Consider the following 25,817-nt stretch of genomic DNA (forward strand, 5'->3'; position numbering starts at 1 on the left):
AGTATAAGGAAGCTGAGTGGTACCACGATTCCCTCGTCTCAGCAATGGATTGCTACAAGTATGTAAGTAATCGATTGTTGAGACGAGTATATTTTTAAGGTTTATATACTGAATATTCTGTTAAAAATACTCATCTCAGCAATCGATGTAGAAATAGATTGCAAAAAATAGAGAAAAAAAGAGGAGCGATGTGAGATGGGAAACCAGTACATTTACATGAATGGGGAATTTGTAGAAAAAGAAAAGGCAGTTGTTTCAGTATATGATCACGGTTTTTTATACGGAGACGGTGTATTTGAAGGGATTCGTAGTTACGGAGGAAATGTATTTTGTTTAAAAGAACATGTGAAACGATTGTATGAATCAGCGAAATCTATTTTACTAACAATTCCAATGAAGGTAGAAGAAATGGAAGAAGCAGTTTTACATACACTCCAAAAAAACGAATATACTGATGCTTACATTCGCTTAATTGTCTCAAGAGGAAAAGGTGACTTAGGGCTCGATCCGAGAAGTTGTGTGAAGCCGAGCGTAATTATCATTGCAGAACAATTAAAGTTATTCCCACAAGAATTTTATGATAATGGGCTAAGCGTTGTATCTGTTGCATCAAGACGTAATACGCCAGATGCGTTAGATCCACGTATTAAGTCAATGAATTATTTAAATAACGTACTTGTAAAAATTGAAGCAGCACAAGCAGGAGTGTTAGAGGCTCTTATGTTAAATCAACAAGGATATGTTTGTGAAGGTTCTGGTGATAATGTTTTCGTTGTGAAAGATGGAAAAGTATTAACCCCGCCATCCTATTTAGGAGCATTAGAAGGTATTACGAGAAATAGTGTTATCGAGCTATGTGAGCGACTGAGTATTCCGTGTGAGGAAAGACCGTTCACTCGCCATGATGTATATGTAGCGGATGAAGTATTTTTAACAGGAACAGCAGCGGAGTTAATTCCAGTTGTAAAAGTTGATTCCAGAGAAATTGGAGATGGGAAACCAGGAAGTGTAACGAAACAATTGACCGAAGAATTTAAAAAATTAACGAGAGAAAGAGGAGTACGTGTTCCCGGGCTGACGGAAAGCTTAGCATAAATAAGGAGAGGAGTTAATGGAAATGAAGCAGCAGTATACAGCGTATGAGAAGTTACAGTATGAAGAAATGACAGGCGCTGGGCACGTGATTCAATGTTTGAAGAAATTGGGTGTAACGACCGTTTTCGGCTATCCAGGCGGAGCGATTTTACCAGTATACGATGCGTTATACGAAAGTGGTTTGAAACATGTTTTAACTCGTCATGAGCAAGCTGCCATTCATGCGGCTGAAGGATATGCGAGAGCTTCTGGAAAGGTCGGGGTAGTCTTTGCTACCTCTGGCCCAGGGGCGACAAATTTAGTTACGGGCTTAGCAGACGCTTATATGGATTCGATTCCTTTAGTTGTCATTACCGGGCAAGTTGCAACGCCTTTAATTGGTAAAGATGGATTTCAAGAAGCGGATGTTGTCGGAATTACAGTACCTGTTACGAAGCATAATTACCAGGTTCGTGATGTGAATCATGTATCACGAATTGTGCAAGAAGCTTTTTACATCGCCAAAAGCGGGCGCCCGGGACCAGTATTAATTGATATTCCAAAAGATGTTCAAAATGCAAAAGTCACCAGTTTCTTTAATGAAGAAGTTGATATTCCGGGGTACAAACCAGAATTTGTACCAGACAGCATGAAACTTAGAGAGGTGGCTAAAGCAATTTCAAAATCTAAGCGTCCACTTCTTTATATTGGAGGAGGTGTCATTCATTCAGGTGGATCCGATGAACTCTTCGAATTCGCAAGGGAGAACCGTATTCCAGTCGTTTCAACTTTAATGGGACTTGGTGCATATCCACCGGATGATTCATTGTTTCTAGGGATGCTTGGTATGCATGGGACATACGCTGCTAATATGGCGGTAACAGAATGTGATTTACTACTTGCATTAGGTGTTCGCTTCGATGATCGTGTAACAGGAAAATTAGAACTTTTTTCTCCAAACTCGAAAAAAGTACATATTGATATTGATTCTTCTGAGTTTCATAAAAATGTAACTGTAGAACATCCGATTGTTGGTGATGTAAAAAAAGCGTTACACATGCTGTTACATATGTCTATTTATACACAAACAGACGAATGGCTTCAGAAAGTAAAGACATGGAAAGAAGAATATCCACTTTCTTATAAGCAAAAAGAATCTGAGTTAAAACCACAGCATGTGATCAACTTAGTAAGTGAATTAACGAATGGTGAAGCGATTGTCACAACAGAAGTAGGTCAGCATCAAATGTGGGCTGCTCACTTCTATAAAGCAAGAAAACCTCGGACGTTCCTTACCTCTGGAGGATTAGGAACGATGGGGTTTGGTTTTCCAGCAGCAATTGGTGCTCAGCTAGCTAAAAAAGAAGAACTTGTCATTTGTATTGCAGGTGACGCTTCTTTTCAAATGAACATTCAAGAACTACAAACAATTGCTGAAAATAACATCCCTGTAAAAGTATTTATCATAAATAACAAATTTTTAGGGATGGTAAGGCAATGGCAAGAAATGTTTTATGAAAATCGTTTATCAGAATCAAAAATTGGATCACCAGATTTTGTGAAAGTAGCAGAAGCTTATGGAGTAAAGGGATTAAGAGCAACAAATTCAACCGAGGCAAAACAAGTGATGTTAGAAGCATTTGCTTATGAAGGTCCTGTCGTAGTTGATTTTTGTGTAGAAGAAGGTGAAAACGTATTTCCGATGGTTCCGCCAAACAAAGGGAATAACGAAATGATTATGAAGAGGTGGGAAGAATGAGTCATACTTTTTCACTCGTTATTCATAACGAGCCAAGCGTCTTATTACGTATAAGTGGGATTTTTGCTCGGCGTGGTTATTATATTTCTTCTTTACATTTAAAAGAAAGAGATACTAGTGGTGTTTCTGAAATGAAACTCACAGCAGTTTGTACTGAAAATGAAGCGACATTACTTGTTAGTCAGTTGAAAAAATTAATTGATGTTCTGCAAGTAAATAAATTATAAGGAGTGTATGGAATATGAAAACATATTATGAAAAAGATGCAAATGTAGAGTTATTACAAGGAAAAACTGTTGCAGTAGTTGGTTATGGATCACAAGGTCATGCGCAAGCACAAAATTTACGTGATTCTGGTGTAGAGGTTGTAGTTGGTGTTCGTCCTGGTAAGTCGTATGAAGTAGCGAAAGCGGATGGATTTGAAGTAATGTCTGTTTCAGAAGCGGTTCGAACCGCACAAGTTGTACAAATGTTATTGCCAGATGAACAGCAAGCTCATGTGTATAAAGCAGAGGTAGAAGAGAATCTTCGTGAAGGACAAATGTTACTTTTCTCACATGGATTTAACATTCACTTCGGACAAATTAATCCGCCAAGTTACGTAGATGTAGCGATGGTCGCGCCAAAAAGTCCAGGTCATCTCGTTCGCCGTGTATTTCAAGAAGGAAATGGTGTTCCAGCATTAGTCGCAGTGCATCAAGATGCGACGGGAACAGCGCTACATGTAGCACTGGCGTATGCAAAAGGTGTAGGGTGTACACGTGCGGGGGTAATTGAAACGACATTCCAAGAAGAAACCGAAACGGATTTATTCGGTGAGCAAGCTGTACTTTGCGGCGGGGTAACTGCACTTGTGAAGGCCGGGTTCGAAACGTTAACGGAAGGTGGATATCGTCCTGAAATTGCATACTTTGAATGTTTGCATGAATTAAAGCTAATTGTCGACTTAATGTACGAAGGTGGATTAACGACTATGCGCCATTCTATTTCAGATACGGCAGAGTTTGGAGATTATGTAACAGGATCGAGAATTGTTACAGATGAAACGAAGAAGGAAATGAAGCGTGTTCTGACAGAAATTCAGCAAGGTGAATTTGCGAAGAAATGGATTTTAGAAAATCAAGCAGGGCGTCCGACGTATAACGCAATGAAAAAAGCAGAACAAAATCATCAATTAGAAAAAGTGGGAGCAGAGCTTCGTGAAATGATGAGCTGGATTCATGCACCGAAAGAATTAGTAAAGAAATAGAGTAAGAGAGTATAAATGAAAAATATGTAAGAGGGGATTTGACAAGATGAGAAGTGACATGATTAAAAAAGGTTTTGATAAAGCACCGCACCGTAGTTTATTAAAAGCAACTGGTTTGAAAGATGAAGATTTTGATAAACCTTTCATAGCGATTTGTAATTCTTTTATTGAAATTATTCCAGGGCATAAACACTTGAACGAGTTTGGGAAACTTGTAAAAGAGGCAGTTCGCGCGGCAGGTATGGTACCATTCGAATTCAATACAATTGGAGTTGACGATGGTATTGCGATGGGACATATCGGTATGCGTTATTCTCTTCCGAGTCGTGAAATTATTGCAGATTCAGTAGAAACGGTTGTAAATGCACACTGGTTTGACGGCATGATTTGTATCCCAAACTGTGACAAAATTACACCAGGTATGATGATGGCTGCACTACGTATTAATATTCCGACTGTGTTTGTTTCAGGCGGCCCGATGGCGGCTGGAAAAACGTCAAAAGGAGAAGTTGTTGATTTAAGCTCTGTTTTTGAAGGGGTAGGAGCTTATCAATCTGGGAAAATTTCAGAAGAAGAATTAAAAGATATTGAAGATCATGGCTGTCCATCTTGTGGCTCTTGTTCGGGTATGTTTACCGCGAACTCTATGAATTGTTTATGTGAAGTGTTAGGTTTAGCTCTTCCTGGTAACGGGAGTATTTTAGCAATTGATCCAAGACGTGAAGAGTTAATTAAACAAGCAGCAGAGAAATTGAAAATTTTAATTGAAAGAGATATTAAGCCGCGTGATATTGTAACAGAAGAAGCAATTGACGATGCTTTTGCACTTGATATGGCGATGGGTGGATCAACGAATACAGTATTACATACGCTAGCACTCGCACAAGAGGCAGGACTAGATTATGATATGAACCGTATTGATGCAGTTTCAAGACGTGTACCTCATTTATGTAAAGTAAGTCCAGCCTCAAATTGGCATATGGAAGATATTGATCGTGCGGGCGGGATTAGTGCAATTTTGAAAGAGATGAGCCGGAAAGAAGGAGTACTTCATCTTGATCGAATAACTGCTACTGGGCAAACATTAAGAGAAAATATCGCTGAGGCAGAGATTAAAGATAAGGAGGTTATTCACTCTCTCGAAAACCCTCATAGTGAAGAGGGGGGCTTACGTATATTAAAAGGAAATCTTGCTAAAGATGGAGCGGTTATTAAAAGCGGTGCAACAGAGGTAAAGCGTTTTGAAGGGCCTTGCGTTATTTTTAATTCACAAGATGAGGCACTTGCGGGCATTATGCTTGGGAAAGTGAAAAAAGGAGATGTAGTTGTCATTCGTTATGAAGGACCAAGAGGTGGGCCTGGTATGCCAGAAATGTTAGCCCCAACATCAGCAATTGCTGGAATGGGATTAGGTGCTGAGGTTGCATTATTAACAGATGGACGTTTTTCTGGAGCTTCACGTGGAATTTCAGTAGGACATATTTCACCAGAAGCAGCAGCGGGCGGGATGATTGCACTTCTTGAACAAGGGGATATTGTATGTATTGATGTTGAAGAACGCTTACTAGAAGTAAGAGTGAGTGATGAAGAATTAGATAAGCGTAAAAAAGAATGGAAACGACCAGAACCGAAAGTAAAAACTGGCTGGCTCGGACGTTATGCACAAATGGTAACATCGGCGAATACAGGGGCTGTCCTGAAAATCCCACATTTTGATTGAGCCAATTTAAAAGAGATAAGGATGATATATAATGGTGCAAAAGGTAAAGGAGAGAGTGAAAATTGAAGATATCTTAATGGCTCATAATTGCCTGAAAGATATCGTTATTAAAACACCGTTACAACGTGATACAGTTTTATCTGAGAAATATGATTGTGACGTTTATGTAAAACGAGAAGACTTACAATTAATTCGCTCTTTCAAAATTCGTGGTGCATACAATTTGATTCAAAGTTTACCGAAAGAAAAGTTACAAAACGGTGTTGTTTGTGCAAGTGCTGGTAATCATGCGCAAGGAGTTGCTTATACGTGTAATTTATTGAAGATTCCGTCAAAAATATTTATGCCCACAACAACACCGAAACAAAAAGTATCACAAGTACAATTTTTCGGTGGTGATTTCGCAGAGATTGTATTAGTTGGTGATACATTCGATAGCTCTTTCCAAGAAGCACAGTGTTATTGTGAAGAAAATAGAATGACATTTGTTCATCCGTTTGATGATCCGTATGTAGTTGCTGGTCAAGGGACAGTGGCAGTTGAAATTATGCATGATATGGAGAAACCGGTTGATTATATCTTTACAGCAATCGGTGGTGGTGGATTAGCATCAGGAGTTGGTACATATGTAAAAGGTGTTAGTCCTACTACAAAGGTTATTGGTGTAGAGCCAATGGGAGCTGCATCTATGAAAGAGGCTTTTCTTCAAAATGAAAATGTAGCATTGGAGAAAATAGATAGCTTTGTTGATGGGGCAGCTGTTAAAAAAGTAGGAAAGTTAACATTTGAAACTTGTAAAGATGTAATTGACGATATTATTTTAGTACCAGAGGGGAAAGTTTGTACGACGATTTTAGAACTGTATAAGAAAAATGCGATTGTAGCTGAACCGGCTGGTGCACTCTCTATTGCAGCGCTTGATTTATATAGAGATGAAATAAAAGGTAAAACAGTTGTATGTACGCTAAGTGGTGGAAATAATGATATTGATAGAATGCAAGAAATGAAAGAGCGTTCGCTCATTTATGAAGGACTGAAACATTACTTTATCATTGAATTTCCGCAGCGTTCAGGTGCGCTAAGAGAATTTCTTGATAAAGGATTAGGACCAGAAGATGACATTACGCGCTTTGAGTATATTAAGAAACATAATAAAGAAAATGGTCCAGCATTAGTCGGCGTAGAATTAAAACATAAAGAAGATTATGAGCAATTAATTACTCGCTTTAAAGAAAATAATATTCAATTTATGGAACTTAATAAAAACCCTGTTTTGTTTGATTTGCTTATTTAATAGAAGGAAAGAGTTAGAATGTAAATAAAAAAGATAGATACAAGCGAGGGAATATAGTGCTTCTTCTATCTTTTTTATAGTTAAACTAGGTACTCATTAAATTCAAGAAGAATAAAGCTAGCTAACCAAAAGAGTATCGCAATACGAATGATTACATACATTGTAAATTCAAAAGGAGTAAGATTTCTCTCTCGCTTTATTTTTTTAAATAGTCTCACAGAATAAAAGGAACATAAAAGCAGGATTGCTATAGACATTTTATAGATGTTTTCTAAGAGGTTTATATTTTCTAATAACTCTTTCAGCATGTTTATCACCTATTCTGTAAAGTATATTACAGAGAAATAGATCTTGAGCTGTCTAGTTTCGTTTGTTTTTTATTTTCCCTGTATCATCAATTTCTACATCAGTTGAAATTGTTTGTAAATATTGAAGAGCTTTTTTCTTTTCTCCTTCATTTACAGGGGAAACTTGGTTGTTGCGAATGATATAAGGATTGAATGACATTTGGACATCCTTTCCTTTAAAAGTTAAAGTTAATACGCCAGTTTCAGCGCTTTTCCCATTCACATAACTCGGGAATAAAAAGTTACCTAATGAGTAAGCGATAGGAACTTTATTATAATACTCAAACCCTTGTAACCAATGTGGATGGCTCCCGACAATTGCGTTAGCTCCTGCTTCAACCATTTTAGGTACATATTGCTTTTGGTATTCTACCGGACGATTTGATTTTTCAACGCCCCAATGCATATAGACGATTAAATAGTCTGCATCTTTCTTTTGTTCTTTAATTGTTTTTGTTACAAGATTTAAATCATAGCCATTCGCAACGCCAGGTTTATTCTCACCAGCTACCCAATTAGAATCAGGCATAAATCGAACGAAGGAAAGAAATTTAAACTTTTTCCCTTTTACGGTCATTTCTCGTGCTGTATATGCATCTTTCGCATTTTTTCCGGCTCCAATGTAAGGGAACTTTAATTTTTCTACGTGAGAAATCGTATCTAATAATCCATCTTGCCCATAATCAAGTGTGTGGTTATTCCCAATATTTACGATGTCATATCCAGTGTTTTTAATAGCTTGTAGTGTAGATGGATCACTTTTAATCCAAAACAGTTGCCCAGGTGCTTTCTTTTCTTTCGTTGTAAATGCCGACTCTAAATTCACAAAAGAAATATCAGCTTTTTTTATTTCTTCTTTTACATGTTGGAATGGGTAATCAGCCCCATTCTTTTCGATTATAGGACGTAATTGCCAATCAAACATTGTATCACCAGAGAAGGTGAGTGTGATTTCTTGGTCTTCTATTTTCTTTTCGCTTTTTGAAGCGGTTTTACTAGATTTGTTTTGCAAATCGGGTTTGTCTTTTGCTTTTGAAATAAAAGAGTAATTGATTAATAAAACAATCGGTGTAATGAAAAAGGCTATTAACAAAAATCGTTTTAGTAAAGTTTTCATATATACCTTCCCTTTTAATATTATCCCGCAATTAAATTAACACTAAATCTATTAAAGGTAATTAAAGTTACAAAAAATAGCGGGTTATGTAGTGGAAAACATTTGTTAATATTCTCAATATTAAGTTAACATATAGATAACCTGTAAATCAATGTATAAACCAAAATATAGAAATAAAGAATTCGAAGGGTGAAGAATGAGAAATGGTTATATTAGGAGCAGTTGTAAATGGAATTTGTATTATATTTGGTACTTTACTTGGTAAATTATTTAGTAGGATTCCAGAAAGTATGAAAGGGACGATAATGCACGCAATCGGTTTAGCGGTTACTGTGCTTGGGCTTCAAATGGCATTAAAAAGTGAAAACTTTCTTGTTGTCATACTGAGTTTAGTGATTGGTACGGTAATTGGAGAATGGTTACAATTAGAAGAAAAGTTAAAACATTTAGGGGATTGGCTAGAAAATAAAGTTGGATCGAAAGGGAAAGGTAGCATATCAGAAGGTTTTGTAACAGCTACTTTAATTTTTGCAATTGGCGCGATGGGGATACTTGGTGCACTTGACAGTGGGATTCGCGGAAATCATGATATTTTATTTACAAAGGCGATTATCGATGGATTTATTTCTATTATATTAACGACAACTCTAGGAATTGGCGTAGTATTTTCGGCAATTCCAGTTGTTTTATATGAAGGTGGTATTGCAGTTTTTGCAACACAAATTAATAGTTTTGTCCCGAAAGAATTAATGAACCAATTTATAGTGGAGATGACGGCTACGGGCGGCATTATGATATCTGCTATTGGATTGAACTTGCTTAGTATTATTAAAATCAAGGTGGCAAATTTACTTCCAGGTATATTGGTAGTGGGTGTAATTGTTTCAATTATTTATGGTTACGGTTTGTTAGTAAATTAGTAGAGGATGGAAACACATATGGAGGAATTTCAATTTACAAAACGTGTGCATAAAATATTGGAGATTGCAGCAAAAGAGAGTGAGTATAACATAATTCACCCAGTCCATCTGTTTATAGGTATGTGTAAAGAAGGTACAGGAGTTTGCGCTGAGTTATTTATGTATTTGTTTCACAAAGTCGGTCCAGATTTTTTAGAAAAACTTTCGTTACGAAAACAATTCGATTTACATAATCAAGAGTATAAAAAAATAGGGCAATATAAACTATCTTATAAGGCGATAGAAATTTTACAAATAGCGAAGAAACGTATGGAACGCTTTCAGCAAGTAGTAGTAAATGAAGGACATGTTATGTATGCATTATTTCATGTAGATACAAATATTGGTGGATTTATACATACACAAATGCAAGAAGATATATTACGTATTACAGCTGCACCGAGAGACTTAGCGGTTGATTTAAATAGTTTTAAATCTATTTATAATACATTATTTTGTCATGTAAGAAGAGTTAGTCCTTCTGATTTTGATAAGTTATCACGATTTGTAGTGGATGAATTTGGTGAACGGTGGTTACAGTCGGTTGATTATGGATTTCGGACATATAACGAAAAGTTACCTATCTATATTGCACAGCAGGAGGAAGTAATAGTTGGTTTCGCCTGTTACGATGTAGTGAGAGGAAAGAAAGGCTTGTTTGGTCCAATGGGCATAGCGAAACAAAATCGTGTGAAAGGTGTAGGAAAAGAATTATTGCATCATTGTTTATATAATATGAAGCAAGATGGATATGAATATGCGATTATTGGACAAGCAGGTCCCATTGAGTTTTACGAGAGAAATTGTAATGCTCGTTTAATACCGATAGATAATAAGTAACCAACTTCATATAGAGGAGTTGGTTTTATTATGAAAATGATGTAGAGATGTAGTGTTTTTTACTAGAAAATAGCGGGTTTTGTAGTAAATCTTGCATATAAAGCAAATTACTAAACTTTTTACAAGAAAGGGTGTAGAATGGGTATCTAAAGAAAGAAGGTGTGAAAATGGCCAGCTGGAAACGGAATTTAATGATTTGTTGGCTAGGTTGTTTTACCACTGCAGCCGGTATGAGTTTAGTAATTCCTTTCTTATCTTTTTATATTGAGGAATTAGGAGTAACTGGCACTTCAAGTATTGCACAGTGGTCGGGACTTGCATTTGGTGTAACATTTTTAATGGGTGCGATCGTATCGCCAATATGGGGAAAGCTTGGTGATATACATGGACGGAAATTGATGCTTATTCGTGCTAGCCTCGGTATGGCGATTATTATGACGCTTATGGGGTTTGTAACGGATGTGTATCAACTAGTCGCACTACGATTTTTAATGGGAGCAGTATCTGGTTTCCTTTCAACAGCGATGACATTTATTGCAGCAGAAACTCCGAAAGAACATTCAGGTTGGGCGATTTCCACAATTTCAACTGGTGGTGTGAGCGGTTCGTTACTTGGTCCATTACTTGGAGGGTATTTGTCTGAATTAATTGGAATGCGTCATGTCTTTCTTGTTACAGGAGCTTTTTTATTCCTTTCCTTTCTCATCGTTTTTTTCTTCCTGCATGAAGAAAATCACTCTGCTCAAGCAAAAAAAATACAGCCGAAAAAAGTATGGACGATGGTCCCAGCGAAGCATTTAATTATTAGTTTATTTGTAACAACATTTATTATTCAACTTGCTAATATGTCAGTTCAACCAATTGTTACATTGTACGTGAAAAATTTAGTAGGTCCTCATACTGCACATATTGAAACAATTGCGGGTGCAGTTATGTCAGCGACAGGATTAGCAGTTATTTTGGCAGCACCAAGACTAGGAAGATTATCAGATCATATCGGTCCTCAAAAAACGTTAGTTGTAGCGTTATTTGCTGCAGGAATTATTTTTATCCCGCAAGCATTTGTAACGTCAGCTTGGCAACTATTAATTCTTCGATTTTTATTAGGTATCGCACAAGCAGGATTATTACCTTCCGTACAAACTCTACTAAAACAACATACACCAACCCATGTTACGGGACAAATATTTGGATATAATCAATCATTTCAGTTTTTAGGAAATATGATTGGTCCAGTGCTCGGGGGACAAATTGCAGCGCATGCAGGTTTCCAATATGTTTTCCTCTCTACATCTTCACTATTATTTATTGCGTGTATTTGGGTTTATTTTCATAATAAGAACGAAGAGGTATCAGAGAAACGACATTTGGAAGTTAGTTAACTAAGTGAATGAAAAAGAAAAAGGATGAAGCAGCATGTGCTTCATCCTTTTCTTTAAAATCGAAGACAAAGATAACTTAATGTACCAAGCTCGTAACTACGGTGAATGACTTCACCGCTATTTTCACCACTTCCCATAGCGATAAATAAAGGAACAAAATGTTCTGCTCTTGGTACTGCTAATTGTGCATGAGGAGAATTTTTCTCCCAATTAAACAATGCATCTTTATCGTTATTCTGCATATGTTTAATAATCCAATCATCAAATTCAATTGCCCATTTTTCAGGTGTAGTTTGATTCCATTTCAGTGCTCGTAAATTATGAACGGTAACGCCACTCCCGATTACTAAAATATCTTCTTGTCCGAGTCCTTTAAGTGCTTCTCCAATTTCAAATTGTTCTGTTGCAGAAAGGAATGGATTGACTGATATTTGCACGACAGGAATATTTGCTTCTGGATACATGCGGTGCAGGAGTGTCCATGAACCATGATCTAAACCTCTCGTCATATTATGATGGACTGAAATACCTTTGTTCTTAAATTTTGTTTCTAAAATAGATGCAATATGAGAAGAGCCTTTCGCACGATATTTGATTTCGTATAACTCAGGGGGAAAACCTCCAAAATCATAAATTGTTTCATACTCGTTATCTGATGAGGAAATCGTTAATACTTCACTTTCCCAATGAGCAGTGAAAATAACAATTGCTTTCGGTTTATATGTTTCTCCAAGTGTTTTTAAAAATCGTGTATAGTCTGTATCTTGAATAGCGAGCATAGGCGAACCATGTGCTAAAAATAATGATGGCATCATAATAGTAGGAACCTCCTAAAAATTATATAGTTACTTTATGTAAGTGACTATATAATTTTATTTTGAATTCGTCAAGAAATTAGTTTAAAAGCAAGTCTGAAAAATACATCATTTGTCATAATGAAAGCAATTACATATAATATAAAATAAGAAAAGTGAATGGATATTCATTTTCTTAAAGCTATACATAATAGAGTTGGGGGCTGACGAAATGAATGTACAGGAAAGTTTCGTTACGGCATTGGATGGATCGGAAATTTATTTGCGTAAGTGGTTACCAGAAGGAGATCCGAGAGGAATTATTCAAATTGCACATGGCATGACAGAGCATGCAGGGGTGTATACAGAATTTGTAGATGCTTTATTGGAAGCAGGGTATGGTGTTTATGCGCATGATCATAAAGGACATGGGAAAACAGTAAAAAAAGAAGAAGATTATGGTCATTTTGAACCAAATATAGGGTGGAATCAAGTTGTATCGGATGTTATCTTTGTTTCAGAAAGGATAAAAGAAGAGCAGTCAAGTCCTTTGTTTTTACTTGGACATAGTATGGGTTCTTTTTTATCAAGACGTGCTGTACAACTTAGGGGTGAACTATACGATGGATTTCTGATTTCAGGAACAGGTGGAAATCCAGGGCTTTTAGGAGCTATTGGTCATAAAGTAGCAACAATCGAAATGAAATTGCGCGGGGCAAAAACGAAAAGTCCAATGTTAAACTTTTTATCTTTCGGAAACTTCAATTCGAACTTTAAGCCAAATCGTACAAAATTTGATTGGTTATCTTCAGATAATAATCAAGTTGATAAATATATTGCGGATCCGTTATGTGGTTTCATTTGTACGACGAGTTTTTACCGAGAATTATTTTCTGGAGTATTAGAAGTAAATAAACTAGAAGAATACAAGAAGACGCCAAAGAATCTTCCAATACATATATTTTCTGGTGATCGTGATCCTGTTGGCGATATGGGGAAAGGTGTAAAAGAAGTATATGAAAACTATAAAAAATGTGGTGTGAAAGACGTGACACTACGTTTATATGAAAATGGTAGACATGAAATGTTTCATGAAGTAAATAAGGATGAAGTATTTAAAGATTTAATTTCGTGGTTAGATGCGCATAATAAATGAGAAAGATAATCCCAAACTGTTTGTAGTTTGGGATTATTTATTATACAGAAATAGGGGCAATAAATTCTTAAATTCACTTTACTTAATAAAAAATAAAAAAATATTGTATGAGAGGAAACCTCACTTTTCTGAAGTGAGGTTTTTTGTAGTAACGAAGTAATAGTGAATAAAACTAATTTTAAAAGTAATTTAAAATTAAACTTTTTATAAAGCAACAGATGCTCGTTCATAATAGTAGTATAATAGTGAATGAGGTGTTAATAGAATGGAAGATAGAACGTTAGGTTTATTACTAGATGTTGTTGGGGAACTATTTTCAGATGAAATTTCAATTGCTGTTTCGAATACGAAAGAATATATTTACTATCGGCCAAGTAAACGAATTGATTTAAAGATTAGTGTCGGGGATCCTATAAAGGAAGGAACGATTGCTCATAAAGCGATGGTGATGAATCAAAAAACCTCTGAGTTTATGAATCGGGATGTTTTTGGTATTCCTTATCATGGAATGGCTGTACCATTTTCAAACAATGGAAAGCTTGAAGGTTGCGTGACGGCAATTTATCCAGCTTTAACGGATGGAAAGTCAGTTGTTACTTTAAAAACAACAGACGGCTGGATTCCGGTTCCTTTTTCAAAGGTTATGTATTTAGAGGCTAAAGATAAAAAGACGTATGTGAATTCAGAAGAGTTATCAGGAACACATAAATACTCTCTGCAAGAATTCGAATACTTGCTTCCGAAAGATTCATTTATTAGATGTCACCGTTCGTTTATTGTAAATGTTAATCATATTAAAGCGATTTATCCTGATACCCATTCTACTTTTGTACTTTCGATGGATAATGGTGAGAGAGTACCAGTTAGTCAATCATACGCTAGTTATTTCCGTAAACTTCTAGGATTCTAAATTTTTCTGCTTTAGAACCTAGATTTGCTGTTCTGTCTGAATTTTCGGCATTGTATACTAAAATCCCTATTTTGATAGTGTTAATGTGTAAAATAATTATGAATATTCAATGAGAGAGGGATTACATATGGAGAACAATTTAGATAGAATCAGAGATCAACGTCTAAAAGATCGGGTAGTTACACCTGAAGAAGCAGCTTCCTGGATTCAAAGTGGAATGACTTTAGGCTTAAGTGGGTTTACACGTGCAGGTGATGTAAAAGCAGTCCCATTTGCGCTTGTAAACCGAGTTAAGAATGATGAATCTTTTAAAGTAAATGTTTATACTGGGGCTTCTTTAGGATCGGATGTAGACAAATTATTTGCTGAGGCAGGAATTTTAGGGAAAAGATTACCTTTCCAAGCTGACGCTACTATGCGAAAAGGAATTAATAACGGAGACTTTTTATTTGTGGATCAACACTTGTCTCATACAGCAGAGTTACTCCGTGCTGACGTTCTGGATATAGATTTCGCTATTTTGGAAGCGGTTGCGATTACAGAGGACGGAATGATTATTCCAACCACTTCAATTGGAAATTCCTTAGCGTTTTCCTTAAATGCTAAGTCTATTATTATTGAAATGAATATGGCTCAATCCGCGCAATTAGAGGGGCTACATGATCTATATGAACCAGGTAAACAAGGGGAGAGGCTTCCAATTCCGCTTGTGAAAACAGATGACCGAATTGGAACAATCGGTATTCCAATTGATCCTGAAAAAGTAAAGGGAATTGTGTTTACGAATCAATTGGATTCGCCATCGACAATTGTTCCTCCGGATGAAGAAACTGTTATTATGGCACAGCATTTAATAGAATTCCTTCGAGAAGAAGTCAAAGTAGGCCGATTAACAAATCGTTTAGCGCCGTTACAATCAGGAATTGGTTCAGTGGCTAACGCCGTATTGCATGGAATGTTAGATTCAGAATTTGAAGATTTAGAAGTATATTCCGAGGTTTTACAAGATGCAGTTTTTGATCTTATGGATGCTGGAAAAGTCAATTTTGCTTCTTGTTGTTCTATCACGCTTTCTGAAGAGAAAATGCAACAAGTATTTTCTAACTTTGAAAAATATCGTGACAAATTAATGATGCGTCCACAAGAGATTTCCAATCATCCTGAAATTATTCGTCGCCTTGGATTAATCTCAATTAATACTGCATTAGAATTAGATATATACGGAAATGTTAACTCTACTCACGTTTTAGGTACAAAAATGATGAATGGTATTGGTGGGTCTGGCGATTTTGCAAGAAATGCTCGCCTAGCTATCTTTGTTACTAAATCGATTGCGAAAGGTGGTAACATTTCAAGTATCGTTCCTTTCGTTTCTCATGTAGACCATACTGAACATGATGTAGATGTTATCGTCACTGAACAGGGATATGCCGACTTAAGGGGACTTGCGCCAAGAGAAAGAGTGGAACTTATTATTGAGAATTGCGCACATCCAATGTATCGTGAACAGCTACGAGCTTATTACGAAGAAGCAAAAATAAGAGGTGGACAAACTCCTCATATTTTAGAAAAAGCTTTTTCTTGGCATACGAACTATGCTAAAAATGGAACAATGCTTGAAGCGGTAGTAGAAACTGTATAGGTTTGTATTGTACGAAATAGTAAAACGAATGAGTGAGCTTGAAGATTAAATTTTAGAAAAAGAGAACGCCAACTTTTAGGGATGGCGTTCTTTTTCTTTAAAAAAATTGTTGAAAATCGTACTGATTATAATAAAGATTTATAAAATCAATTTCTATTTTATGGGAATTAAAGGTTTTTTTGAAGTGCTTTCCGAATCAATTTAGTAGTGTACATATTGAAAGTGAGGAAAAAGAATCATGAAGATAAGAGAAGCATTATTAAGTGAAGCAAATGAATTAAGTGAACTCGCACTACATTCAAAAGCAACGTGGAATTATAGTGAAGAATTCATACTTGCTTGTAAGGAAGATTTAACAATTACGGAAGAGTACATAAAAAATAATTTTGTATATGTTTTAGTAAACGATAATGCGAAGATTGGTTTTTTCTCATTTTTACGTAATGATAAAGCTCTCGATTTCTTGTACATTCATCCTCATTACAAAGGAAAAGGTTACGGGAAAATACTTTGGGAGTATGTAATAGAAAAAGCCAATGAACTAGGATTAAAAAGTTTTACAATTGATAGTGATCCGAATGCAAAAGGATATTACTTGAAAATGGGAGCACAGTTAATAGGAGAGACACCATCAACTATCTTTAAGGGGCGTGTACTGCCTCTTTTGAAATATGATGTGTAAAACTATTAATAGTAGGGGAAGATTAGAATGGATGATGTAAAGGAAAAAAGAATATATGAAGCACTAATAAAATCGTGGTCGATTGAAACGAGTTCAAAGTGGACAATTGAAAACCCAGCAAAGGGACAATGTGGTGTTACAGCTCTTGTCGTTCAAGACATATACGGAGGAGAAATTAAAAAGACAAAAGTAAGAGAGGTATGGCACTTTTATAACTTTATAGATGGGCAGAGATTTGATTTTACAGAGACTCAATTCAATGGGAAATTGAATTATATGGATGAAAAGTCAAATCGGGAAGAAGCATTTGCAGATACAAATGAAAAGCAATATAACATTTTGAAGGGAAAAATAACGAAAGAATTAAAATTATCTTTTGACTCTTAATCTTTAATAAGTTACTATAATGGTGGTAACTTATTAAAGGGAACTTCATAGAGTTGAAAGGGGAAATACTTTTGAAAACAACTTATGTAAACGCTACAATTGTAACGATGAATGAACAAAACGAAGTGATAGAAAATGGATATATCATTGTAGAGAATGATCAAATTATAGATGTAAAGAGCGGAGAATTCGCTAATGAATTTGAAGTAGATGAAGTAATTGACATGAAAGGAAAGTGGGTTTTACCAGGGCTTGTAAATACACATACACACGTTGTAATGAGTCTCCTAAGAGGTATTGGAGATGATATGTTATTACAGCCATGGCTTGAGACGAGAATTTGGCCACTGGAAAGTCAATTTACTCCCCAAATTGCGGTCGCTAGTACGGAATTAGGATTACTTGAGATGGTGAAAAGTGGTACAACATCATTCTCTGACATGTTTAATCCAATTGGAGTAGATCAAGACGCAATTATGGAAACGGTATCAAGGAGCGGGATGCGAGCTGCTGTTTCAAGGACTTTATTTAGCTTCGGAACGAAAGACGATGAAAAGAAAGCGATTGAAGAAGCTGAGAAATATGTGAAGCGTTACTATAACGAAAGTGACATGTTAACTACGATGGTTGCACCACATAGTCCATATACATGTAGTACAGAATTGTTAGAAGAGTGCGCACGGATTGCAGTAGAGAATCAAACGATGGTTCATATCCATCTTTCTGAAACAGAGCGTGAAGTACGTGATATTGAAGCACAGTATGGAAAACGTCCAGTAGAATATGCAGCGAGCTGCGGATTGTTTAAACGCCCAACAGTTATTGCACACGGTGTAGTATTAAATGATGATGAGCGTGCATTTTTAGCAGAACATGATGTTCGAGTAGCACATAACCCAAATAGTAATTTAAAACTAGGTTCTGGTATAGCGAATGTAAAAGCGATGCTAGAAGCAGGAATAAAAGTAGGAATTGCAACAGATAGTGTTGCATCTAACAATAATTTAGACATGTTTGAAGAAATGCGCATAGCGACTTTATTACAAAAAGGTATTCACCAAGATGCAACAGCATTACCAGTTGAAACAGCTCTTTCTCTTGCGACAAAAGGAGCTGCGGAAGTAATCGGGATGAAACAAACAGGGTCACTAGAAGCTGGTAAGTGTGCTGATTTTATTACGATTGACCCGTCTAATAAGCCGCATTTACAACCAGCGGATGAAGTGTTATCACACCTTGTATATGCTGCTAGTGGAAAAGATATAAGCGATGTAATTATTAACGGAAAACATGTCGTTTGGAATGGCGAATGTAAAACGTTAGATGAAGAGCGTATTATATTTGAAGCAAGTCGTTATAAACGAGGTTTGCAAAGATAGATAATTATGTGGCAGTTGAAAAAGCTATCCTTTTAAAAGGATAGCTTTTTTCTTGAACGAATAAATATTCAAAAGAATGTCGCATCTTTCTGTTAGTATTTCTGCTATAATATATTACGCTTTATAATATTTTATATTTAAGGAGAACAACTCATGAAGCGAAAAAAGAGCCATTTAATGGTAATGGCACTTGTTACATCTTTATTATTAACAGCTTGTAATAATAAAGCGAATAAAAGTGATACAGAGGTTAAAAAACAAGTGTTAAATGTAACAGTATCAGAAGAAATTCCTTCTCTGGACACTGCGAAAACAATGGATGGTACATCAGCCCACGTTATGCAGAATATATTTGAGGGGTTATATGTATTAAATGATCAAGATCAGCCTATTCCAGCAGTAGCAAGATCGTTTAAAAGAAGTGAAGATGGTAAGAAATATACATTTGATTTGCGTAAAGATGCAAAATGGTCAAATGGAGACAGTGTGACAGCAAATGATTTTATATTTGCATGGAAACGTGCAATTAATCCTGAAACGGCATCTCAATATGCATACATGCTCTTTTATGTGAAAAATGCGAAAGAGATTAATAAGGGAACAATGCCTCTTGATGCACTTGGGGTTAAAGCAATAAATAATTATACGTTAGAAGTTGAACTCGAACAGCCAGTTCCGTATTTTTTACAGTTGTTAGCACTACCTATATACTTACCACAGCATGAATCATTTTTGAACGAACAAGGAAACAATTATGCATTGGAACCTAGTAATCTCATATATAACGGTCCATTTGTATTAGAAAAATGGAAGCATGAACAAGAGTTTCAATTAAAGAAGAATGCTACATATTGGGATCGAAAGAAAGTGAAATTAGACGAAATAAACTTTCATATCGTAAAGGATACAATGACAGCTGTAAATTTATATGAAGCCGGAGATTTAGATCGAGTACCTATTAATTCGCAAGTTGTAGACAAGTATAAAGGGAATAAGGAATTACATATGTCGAGTGATCCTGGAATTGCTATGCTTCGTTTTAATGAAAAAAATAACGCGTTAGCAAATAAAAAGGTGCGTCAATCTATTTCATTAGCGTTAAATAAAGATGATTTCGTTGCTCACTTTATTAATAACGGAGCAAAACCTGCAAGTGGACTTGTACCAGTTGGTCATGTAAATGAAGTGACTGGTAAAGATTTTAGAAAAGAAAATGGAGATATTTCCTCATATGATTTGCAAAATGCGAAAAAACTTTGGGAAGAAGCGAAAAAAGAGCTTGGGGTAGAACAAGTAAACCTAGAGTTCTTAACGTTCGAACAAGATAACGCAATACGTATGGCAGAATATATAAAAGGTGATTTAGAGAAGAATTTGCAAGGGTTAACGATACAAATTAAACAACAGCCATTTAAGCAAAAATTACAGTTAGAACAAATAGGTGATTACGATATAACTATGGCAAATTGGGGACCTGACTATAAAGACCCAATTAGTTATTTAGAGTTATTTACGACAGGGAATCCGAATAATAAAATGAATTATTCTAATGTTCGTTACGATGAATTAATAAAGAAAGCGAAAACGGATTTTGTACTAGATACGGAAAATCGATGGAAAGCGTTGCGAGAAGCCGAGCAGGTATTATTAGAAGATGCTGCGGTGGCGCCGCTTTATCATATTGGCTCAGCATATGTACAAAAGGATTATGTAAAAGGAATTGAAAAGCATCAATTTGGTGGTATTTATACTTATAAGAATGCTTATATTGCTAATGAATAAATACAAAAAACCTTACTTTTTAAAAGTAAGGTTTTTTACACATGAATTCTATTAAACCGATTTTAATAAAGCGTAAAAATTCGTATCATATGGGATATCATCTTGATACATATAATTTTTTAGAACTCCTTCTTTTTCAAAACCTAGTTTTAATAGCACTTTATTGGAAGCTTCATTTTCAAGAAATACAATTGCCCCAATCCGCTTTAAATGAATCGTATGGAAACCGTATGATATAACCTCAGAAACAGCTTCAGTCGCATATCCTTTTCCCCAGTGTTCAGGCAAAAAGGCATAACTTATATTGGCTCGTTTATGCTCAGAAGACCAATCGTGAAAACCAATGGTACCGATGAGTTCTTTCTTGTCTTTTAATTCGATTCCCCATTTTATACCGTTTCTTGCATTGTAACTCAACTTAAAGTTATGAATGATTTGTTTCACTTGATCAACATCTTGTAACGGTTTTTGGCCATAATAGCGCAGTACATTAGTATTAGAAAAGCATTGTAGTATACGCGGTGCATCTTCTTCGGTAAGTTCTCTTAAAATAAGTCTTTCAGTTTTTAATAAAGGAAACATATTTTCGCTCCTTTTCACATGAAAATAGAATGTATTTGTTATTATATAATTTAATCTGAAAATAAAGATTATTCAAGGTGTAAGGAAGTTATTGGCTGGAAATAGATTATAAAATTTATTTTAAAAAGACTTTATAGGATTAATACAAATAATGAAAAAAAGGGTACTCCAAATTAAAATTGGAATACCCTTTTTTCATTACCCTATAAATGTTTGATACAGTAAGAAGATATTTAAAACGATAACGAGTGCTGCAATTATCCAAGCGATAAATGTTGTTATACGGTGGTTAACGAGTGCACCCATAATCTTTTTGTTACTTGTAAACATAATAAGTGGCACTAGTGCAAATGCAATACCGAATGATAAGACGACTTGGCTCATGACTAGAGCGTAAGTTGGATTTACACCTAAAGCGATAATAACTAATGGTGGAATCATTGTAATAAATCGGCGTAAGTATAACGGAATATGCATGCGAATGAAACCTTGCATAATAATATCACCCGACATTGTACCGACAGAAGAGCTAGATAGTCCTGCTGATAAGAGCCCAATTCCAAACAAAGCAGCTGATACAGGACCTACTAAGTTGGTAAATTGAGTGTAAGCAACATCTAAATCTTCAACGTGCAAGCCGTTTTTAAAGAATAGTGCAGCAGCAACAATTAACATACTTGCATTAATTGCTCCAGCAATAACCATTGCAATAATAATATCGATAAATTCGAAACGAAAAATCTTTTTCTTTTGTTCGTCAGTTGTTCCAACCACACGGCGTTGTGTTAATGCAGAATGCAAGTATATTGCATGCGGCATAACTGTCGCACCTAAAATCCCTGCTGCAAGTAATATACTGTCTACACCTTGGAATTTTGGAATAAATAGTCCTGAAAGAAGGGGACTTAATTCTGGTTTTGCATAAAAAACTTGAATCCCAAAAGCAATTACTACAATGAAAATCATTCCTGTAATAATAGCTTCTAGTGGACGAAATCCTCTACGTTGAAATTCAAGGATAATAAATGATCCGGCTGCTGTAATTAAAGCGGCAGGTAGCATCGGGATTCCAAATAGTAAGTAAAGCCCCAATGCAGCTCCAATAAATTCCGCTAAATCTGTAGCCATAATAACTAGTTCACCTTGTATCCATAAACCGATAGACACAGGCTTTGGAAAGTTTTCACGAGCTATTTCGGGTAAATTGTTTCCTGTAGCAATTCCTAATTTAGCTGATAAAGTTTGGATTAATACAGCCATTAAGTTAGAGGCGAGTATAACCCATAATAGTAAATATCCATATTGTGAACCAGCTGCGATATTTGTAGCAAAGTTGCCAGGATCAATATAAGCAACGGACGCTATAAAAGCGGGTCCTAAAAATGGTAACAGTCTTTTCCAGCCTTTTGTTTCTCCACTTAAAGCTAAGTGAGCTGATTGTACGGTTGTACTTTCAGAAGGGAGATGTTCATCTTTTGTTATATCTTTATTCATAGTAGTTTTCCCCTTTAAAATGTTAACTTGATGAAATTATTGTATTTATTCTTACTCATTATTTCAATACATTTAGATATGTTATATGATAATTTCATTTGAACACGAAAGTTTCCTTAATGCAAATTATATGCCTTTATGCAATGGATGGTGTGATAACGTAAAATAAATTGGGAGTTTATGGTGTGATGACGTGGGGAAACATAATAAATTAAAGGGTCAATTTTGAAATTTATGTGAACATAAAGCCGATAATCCAGCATATTAATTGATGGAATTGCATTTGTATGATATATAATATATTGGGATTACAACATAACCATAGTGTTTTGATGTGTAATCTTGTTTTTTATTTTTGTTAACTGATAGAAAATAGTATAAAGAAAAGAAAATGGGATTCATTTTCTTATTATATATGTTTTGATATGAACGTTAACTTATACATGATTTTAAAAATTAGATAGGTGGTAGAAATACATTGGCAACTACAAAACCATACAGAGTATTACTATATTACATGTACACAACAATTGAAAACCCAGAAGAATTCGCGGCAGAGCATTTAGCATTTTGTAATTCACTTGAATTAAAAGGAAGAATTCTTGTAGCGAAAGAAGGTATTAACGGAACTTGTTCTGGAACTGTAGAACAAACAGAGAAATACATGGAAGCAATGAACAATGATCCACGTTTTGACGGTATCGTATTTAAAATAGATGAAGCTGATGGTCATGCATTCAAGAAAATGCACGTGCGTCCTCGTCCAGAGTTAGTTACACTTCGTCTAGAAGATGACATTAACCCACACGAAATAACTGGGAAGTATTTAGAGCCAAAAGATTTTTATGAAGCAATGAAACAAGAAGATACAGTTATCATTGATGCACGAAATGATTATGAGTTTGATTTAGGTCACTTCAAAGGTGCGATTAAACCTGATATCGAATCATTCCGTGAATTACCAGATTGGATTCGTGAAAATAAAGAAGTACTTGAAGGTAAAAAGATTTTAACTTATTGTACAGGCGGAATTCGTTGTGAGAAGTTTTCTGGTTGGTTAGTTCGTGAAGGCTATGAAGATGTAAGTCAGCTTCACGGCGGAATTGTAACGTACGGAAAAGACCCAGAGGTACAAGGTGAGCTTTGGGATGGACAATGTTACGTGTTCGATGAGCGTATTGCTGTACCAGTAAACCAAAAAGAACATGTTATCGTTGGTAAAGACCACTTTACAGGTGAACCTTGTGAGCGCTATGTAAACTGTTCAAATCCAGAATGTAATAAGAAAATTTTATGTTCTGAAGAAAACGAAGCGAAATATTTACGTGCATGTTCTCATGAATGTCGTGTAAGTCCACGTAACCGCTACGTAATACAACATGAATTAACGGAAGAGCAAGTAGCTGCTGCATTAGAGCAAATCGAAGCAGGGAAGTAAACTGAATTCGTATAATAAAAGGGGTACTCCAAGTTTTATTTTGGAGCACCCTTTTTTTATTATCCGGTCCTGTCATTTGTCGGTAAGTCGATATATTAAAAAAATCGCTGATATATTTCGAGTTGCGCCGATATAATCGGAAAATCGCTCATAAAAATTTCACTTAATGCAGCGCGCCAAGAATTTGAAAATAACCTTTTTTAATTTTTATCTTCTTTCTCTTTAACGGCAGAAAGTACAGTTTGTTTTACCCAAGCTTTTCTTCGTTTATGCTGTAGACCCCATTGGTATAAACTTTGGGCTCCTAAAATAAGTGAAATGACAATGCCGCTAATCGCAATTAATAGAGCGAAAAATTCAAGAGGTGACGATATTTTGTTTGAATCGGTGTTTCTTAAAAGGTCAATCATAGTAAACCCTAACATTTGGCCCACTACAGAGTAGAGCGTTAAAATTAATAATAAGAGGCTATCTTTTTTAGAGGCGACATTTTCTTGATATTTAAACAAACTATCAAGATTTTGTTTCGCGTTCGAGTATAGAACCTCAATATTAAAAAGTTTTCTTAAACGAAAGAAAATATCTTCACTTTGTGATTGGGATACTAATTCTAAAGAAAAATAATTAGCAGTGAACGAATTGATCGAATAAATTAATTTCTCTATTTCATTAGTATCTTGTTCAATGTTTAGCTCAGCATAGGCGTTAGCCATTTTTAATAAAACAATTTTATGGAATAGGTTTAATAATAAAGCGTAATAAAATTCTCCGTACATTTGACTAGCAAGTTTAGCGATTTTACGTTCTCCTTCATTTGTTACACATGTAAAAATATGTTCTTCCATTATGAAATAACGATTTGGAGCCCATCTCTGGTAAGCGTGTTTTTTTAAATAGTCATGAATGTAAGGAAGGTTATTTGCGCTCACATATGGCTTACCATCACTTGTTAATCCGGAAAGACTAGAAGTACGATAAACATCCACTTCATTAAGCTCCATACCTTCTTTTAGTGACAATAAAGTTTGGACGTACATTCTTTGGTCTTCGAAGAAAGGGAAGGTTTGAAAGTATGAACTTCTTAATCTCTTCTTTTCAAAGAAATCAGTTACACCATGAAATAAATAACCGAAAATGAATTTTTCAACTTGGGAATACTTTTTTCCGTTACATTCAATACAAATAGTCTCATTTGTATCATTTTTAGTTTCAAGTACACGGAAGCGAGCAGCGAATTCGATTGCTTCAGATAAAGTCATGTTTGGAGCAGTGTTTACTTCTGTTCGAATTGTTAAGAAGCCAAGTTCATAAGGACAAAGTGTGACATCAATAGAGTGTATCTTGAATGGAATTGAAATAAGGTTTGTTGTTAAATGTCCAGTTAAGTTAAGGTCCTTTGAATAACGTTGCAAGCCCTTTTGATGCTCTGAGTGAGGAAAGAGAATTTTATTTGTAAATGAAAGATAGTATGCTTCCATATTTTGATGTGAAACTTTAAACTCCCCATAATATGTATTTTCATCATCGAGATGATCGAGCCGAAAAGGACGAAAATCGTTTTTTTGTAAGAAAGGGAACATCTCTTGTTCATATCCAGCTTTAAACGAAAACGGGAATATAAATTGAAATATAGCTGTTGCTACACCTTTTTCCTCAATTGATTGTATTGCCTCCATCTACATTGTGTCCTTTCCATATATGCTATAGAAACAACATGCCCAAATTTATTTGAAAATAACCACTCTTTTATACTCAATTAAGAGTGAAAATTCAGCTTATTTAGCAGGGAACATGTATAATGTTATGTATACTAAAAGTTATAAAATTGTA

General features: G+C 35.4%; 23 protein-coding genes and 1 other annotated feature (1 of these 24 running past the window's edge). Of the genes, 17 read left to right on the forward strand and 6 right to left on the reverse strand.

Annotated elements, in window-relative coordinates:
• Positions 1-44: a binding site (T-box leader), on the forward strand; it begins 196 nt to the left of the window's first position.
• A 151-nt stretch (positions 45-195) separates the two neighbouring features.
• The 6 genes from ilvE to ilvA are packed head-to-tail and all read left to right on the forward strand — an operon-like array spanning position 196 to position 7,096.
• Positions 196-1,095 carry a branched-chain-amino-acid transaminase gene (ilvE, locus tag GD442_RS08715; protein WP_078386369.1) on the forward strand — a complete coding sequence of 300 codons (900 nt, stop codon included), beginning with the start codon at positions 196-198 and terminating at the stop codon, positions 1,093-1,095.
• A gap of 22 nt (positions 1,096-1,117) precedes the next feature.
• Complete coding sequence (gene ilvB, locus GD442_RS08720) at positions 1,118-2,833, forward strand: acetolactate synthase large subunit (protein WP_002164572.1); 1,716 nt, start codon at positions 1,118-1,120, stop codon at positions 2,831-2,833.
• On the forward strand, positions 2,830-3,060 hold the full coding sequence (locus GD442_RS08725) for an ACT domain-containing protein (protein ID WP_000019909.1): 231 nt from the start codon (positions 2,830-2,832) through the stop codon (positions 3,058-3,060). Before ilvB ends, GD442_RS08725 begins: the two co-directional genes overlap by 4 nt.
• 14 nt (positions 3,061-3,074) lie before the next feature.
• Positions 3,075-4,082 carry a ketol-acid reductoisomerase gene (gene ilvC, locus GD442_RS08730; RefSeq protein ID WP_000861143.1) on the forward strand — a complete coding sequence of 336 codons (1,008 nt, stop codon included), beginning with the start codon at positions 3,075-3,077 and terminating at the stop codon, positions 4,080-4,082.
• Between the two features lie 46 nt (positions 4,083-4,128).
• Entirely contained in the window at positions 4,129-5,802 is a 1,674-nt protein-coding gene (ilvD, locus tag GD442_RS08735; RefSeq protein WP_001255813.1) for a dihydroxy-acid dehydratase, read from the forward strand.
• Positions 5,803-5,833: 31 nt separating this feature from the next.
• The gene (gene ilvA / locus GD442_RS08740; protein WP_000250317.1) at positions 5,834-7,096 is read left to right on the forward strand and encodes a threonine ammonia-lyase IlvA; all 1,263 of its coding nucleotides are present in this window, start codon (positions 5,834-5,836) and stop codon (positions 7,094-7,096) included.
• Between the two features lie 80 nt (positions 7,097-7,176).
• Here ilvA and GD442_RS08745 read toward each other — a convergent pair whose 3' ends face one another.
• Together GD442_RS08745 and GD442_RS08750 are read right to left on the reverse strand one after the other, a co-directional pair.
• On the reverse strand, positions 7,177-7,404 hold the full coding sequence (locus GD442_RS08745) for a hypothetical protein (protein WP_000910604.1): 228 nt from the start codon (positions 7,402-7,404) through the stop codon (positions 7,177-7,179).
• A 52-nt stretch (positions 7,405-7,456) separates the two neighbouring features.
• A complete protein-coding gene (locus tag GD442_RS08750; protein ID WP_000854536.1) occupies positions 7,457-8,560 on the reverse strand; it encodes a CapA family protein in 1,104 nt (367 codons plus the stop codon).
• Between the two features lie 203 nt (positions 8,561-8,763).
• On the opposite strand from GD442_RS08750, the gene GD442_RS08755 reads away from it, so the two are divergent.
• The 3 genes from GD442_RS08755 to GD442_RS08765 all read left to right on the forward strand — a co-directional run bounded on the left by GD442_RS08755 (position 8,764) and on the right by GD442_RS08765 (position 11,741).
• Positions 8,764-9,480, forward strand: a complete 717-nt coding sequence (locus tag GD442_RS08755) for a DUF554 domain-containing protein (protein WP_000236030.1) — start codon at positions 8,764-8,766, stop codon at positions 9,478-9,480.
• Between the two features lie 18 nt (positions 9,481-9,498).
• Positions 9,499-10,359 (forward strand): GNAT family N-acetyltransferase, encoded by an 861-nt coding sequence (locus GD442_RS08760; RefSeq protein ID WP_000390853.1) that lies wholly within the window; start codon positions 9,499-9,501, stop codon positions 10,357-10,359.
• A 167-nt stretch (positions 10,360-10,526) separates the two neighbouring features.
• On the forward strand, positions 10,527-11,741 hold the full coding sequence (locus tag GD442_RS08765; RefSeq protein WP_078386371.1) for a multidrug efflux MFS transporter: 1,215 nt from the start codon (positions 10,527-10,529) through the stop codon (positions 11,739-11,741).
• 53 nt (positions 11,742-11,794) lie between these two features.
• On the opposite strand, the gene GD442_RS08770 is transcribed toward GD442_RS08765, so the two are convergent.
• Complete coding sequence (locus GD442_RS08770) at positions 11,795-12,556, reverse strand: DODA-type extradiol aromatic ring-opening family dioxygenase (RefSeq protein ID WP_078386372.1); 762 nt, start codon at positions 12,554-12,556, stop codon at positions 11,795-11,797.
• Positions 12,557-12,767: 211 nt separating this feature from the next.
• Here GD442_RS08770 and GD442_RS08775 point away from each other — a divergent pair, with 211 nt between their 5' ends.
• The 7 genes from GD442_RS08775 (at position 12,768) to GD442_RS08805 (ending at position 20,473) form a co-directional block, all read left to right on the forward strand.
• The gene (locus GD442_RS08775; RefSeq protein ID WP_001102583.1) at positions 12,768-13,691 is read left to right on the forward strand and encodes an alpha/beta hydrolase; all 924 of its coding nucleotides are present in this window, start codon (positions 12,768-12,770) and stop codon (positions 13,689-13,691) included.
• 265 nt (positions 13,692-13,956) lie between these two features.
• Complete coding sequence (locus GD442_RS08780; RefSeq protein WP_000390211.1) at positions 13,957-14,601, forward strand: LytTR family DNA-binding domain-containing protein; 645 nt, start codon at positions 13,957-13,959, stop codon at positions 14,599-14,601.
• A 127-nt stretch (positions 14,602-14,728) separates the two neighbouring features.
• The gene (locus GD442_RS08785) at positions 14,729-16,243 is read left to right on the forward strand and encodes a succinyl-CoA:acetate CoA-transferase ScpC (protein WP_000429812.1); all 1,515 of its coding nucleotides are present in this window, start codon (positions 14,729-14,731) and stop codon (positions 16,241-16,243) included.
• 238 nt (positions 16,244-16,481) lie between these two features.
• Positions 16,482-16,925, forward strand: coding sequence for a GNAT family N-acetyltransferase (locus GD442_RS08790; RefSeq protein WP_063219840.1), 444 nt, complete (start codon positions 16,482-16,484; stop codon positions 16,923-16,925).
• Between the two features lie 27 nt (positions 16,926-16,952).
• The gene (locus GD442_RS08795) at positions 16,953-17,312 is read left to right on the forward strand and encodes a YunG family protein (protein WP_000342907.1); all 360 of its coding nucleotides are present in this window, start codon (positions 16,953-16,955) and stop codon (positions 17,310-17,312) included.
• 53 nt (positions 17,313-17,365) lie between these two features.
• The gene (locus tag GD442_RS08800) at positions 17,366-18,691 is read left to right on the forward strand and encodes a bifunctional S-methyl-5'-thioadenosine deaminase/S-adenosylhomocysteine deaminase (protein WP_002025625.1); all 1,326 of its coding nucleotides are present in this window, start codon (positions 17,366-17,368) and stop codon (positions 18,689-18,691) included.
• 153 nt (positions 18,692-18,844) lie between these two features.
• Complete coding sequence (locus GD442_RS08805; RefSeq protein ID WP_000823515.1) at positions 18,845-20,473, forward strand: peptide ABC transporter substrate-binding protein; 1,629 nt, start codon at positions 18,845-18,847, stop codon at positions 20,471-20,473.
• Between the two features lie 51 nt (positions 20,474-20,524).
• On the opposite strand, the gene GD442_RS08810 is transcribed toward GD442_RS08805, so the two are convergent.
• Both GD442_RS08810 and GD442_RS08815 read right to left on the reverse strand, forming a co-directional pair.
• On the reverse strand, positions 20,525-21,055 hold the full coding sequence (locus GD442_RS08810) for a GNAT family N-acetyltransferase (RefSeq protein ID WP_000484220.1): 531 nt from the start codon (positions 21,053-21,055) through the stop codon (positions 20,525-20,527).
• A 198-nt stretch (positions 21,056-21,253) separates the two neighbouring features.
• Positions 21,254-22,549, reverse strand: a complete 1,296-nt coding sequence (locus tag GD442_RS08815) for an Nramp family divalent metal transporter (protein ID WP_001030678.1) — start codon at positions 22,547-22,549, stop codon at positions 21,254-21,256.
• Positions 22,550-23,027: 478 nt separating this feature from the next.
• Between GD442_RS08815 and trhO the strand changes: the two genes are divergently transcribed.
• Complete coding sequence (gene trhO, locus GD442_RS08820) at positions 23,028-23,987, forward strand: oxygen-dependent tRNA uridine(34) hydroxylase TrhO (RefSeq protein WP_000246214.1); 960 nt, start codon at positions 23,028-23,030, stop codon at positions 23,985-23,987.
• Positions 23,988-24,187: 200 nt separating this feature from the next.
• Here trhO and GD442_RS08825 read toward each other — a convergent pair whose 3' ends face one another.
• Positions 24,188-25,663 carry a hypothetical protein gene (locus GD442_RS08825; protein WP_025710134.1) on the reverse strand — a complete coding sequence of 492 codons (1,476 nt, stop codon included), beginning with the start codon at positions 25,661-25,663 and terminating at the stop codon, positions 24,188-24,190.
• Positions 25,664-25,817 lie beyond the last annotated feature (154 nt).

Origin of the sequence: Bacillus sp. A260 (assembly GCF_009861435.1) — a bacterium.
GTDB lineage: Bacteria > Bacillota > Bacilli > Bacillales > Bacillaceae_G > Bacillus_A > Bacillus_A cereus.

Bases quoted from the DNA above. Each gene is read 5' to 3' on its own strand.
- GD442_RS08775 (WP_001102583.1), top strand. From the start codon at position 12,768: ATGAATGTACAGGAAAGTTTCGTTACGGCATTGGATGGATCGGAAATT.
- GD442_RS08815 (WP_001030678.1), bottom strand. From the start codon at position 22,549: ATGAATAAAGATATAACAAAAGATGAACATCTCCCTTCTGAAAGTACA.
- GD442_RS08750 (WP_000854536.1), bottom strand. From the start codon at position 8,560: ATGAAAACTTTACTAAAACGATTTTTGTTAATAGCCTTTTTCATTACA.
- GD442_RS08760 (WP_000390853.1), top strand. From the start codon at position 9,499: ATGGAGGAATTTCAATTTACAAAACGTGTGCATAAAATATTGGAGATT.
- GD442_RS08790 (WP_063219840.1), top strand. From the start codon at position 16,482: ATGAAGATAAGAGAAGCATTATTAAGTGAAGCAAATGAATTAAGTGAA.
- ilvD (WP_001255813.1), top strand. From the start codon at position 4,129: ATGAGAAGTGACATGATTAAAAAAGGTTTTGATAAAGCACCGCACCGT.
- GD442_RS08755 (WP_000236030.1), top strand. From the start codon at position 8,764: ATGGTTATATTAGGAGCAGTTGTAAATGGAATTTGTATTATATTTGGT.
- GD442_RS08765 (WP_078386371.1), top strand. From the start codon at position 10,527: ATGGCCAGCTGGAAACGGAATTTAATGATTTGTTGGCTAGGTTGTTTT.
- ilvC (WP_000861143.1), top strand. From the start codon at position 3,075: ATGAAAACATATTATGAAAAAGATGCAAATGTAGAGTTATTACAAGGA.
- ilvB (WP_002164572.1), top strand. From the start codon at position 1,118: ATGAAGCAGCAGTATACAGCGTATGAGAAGTTACAGTATGAAGAAATG.
- ilvE (WP_078386369.1), top strand. From the start codon at position 196: ATGGGAAACCAGTACATTTACATGAATGGGGAATTTGTAGAAAAAGAA.
- GD442_RS08795 (WP_000342907.1), top strand. From the start codon at position 16,953: ATGGATGATGTAAAGGAAAAAAGAATATATGAAGCACTAATAAAATCG.
- GD442_RS08810 (WP_000484220.1), bottom strand. From the start codon at position 21,055: ATGTTTCCTTTATTAAAAACTGAAAGACTTATTTTAAGAGAACTTACC.
- GD442_RS08805 (WP_000823515.1), top strand. From the start codon at position 18,845: ATGAAGCGAAAAAAGAGCCATTTAATGGTAATGGCACTTGTTACATCT.
- GD442_RS08780 (WP_000390211.1), top strand. From the start codon at position 13,957: ATGGAAGATAGAACGTTAGGTTTATTACTAGATGTTGTTGGGGAACTA.
- ilvA (WP_000250317.1), top strand. From the start codon at position 5,834: ATGGTGCAAAAGGTAAAGGAGAGAGTGAAAATTGAAGATATCTTAATG.
- GD442_RS08745 (WP_000910604.1), bottom strand. From the start codon at position 7,404: ATGCTGAAAGAGTTATTAGAAAATATAAACCTCTTAGAAAACATCTAT.
- GD442_RS08770 (WP_078386372.1), bottom strand. From the start codon at position 12,556: ATGATGCCATCATTATTTTTAGCACATGGTTCGCCTATGCTCGCTATT.
- GD442_RS08825 (WP_025710134.1), bottom strand. From the start codon at position 25,663: ATGGAGGCAATACAATCAATTGAGGAAAAAGGTGTAGCAACAGCTATA.
- GD442_RS08725 (WP_000019909.1), top strand. From the start codon at position 2,830: ATGAGTCATACTTTTTCACTCGTTATTCATAACGAGCCAAGCGTCTTA.
- GD442_RS08785 (WP_000429812.1), top strand. From the start codon at position 14,729: ATGGAGAACAATTTAGATAGAATCAGAGATCAACGTCTAAAAGATCGG.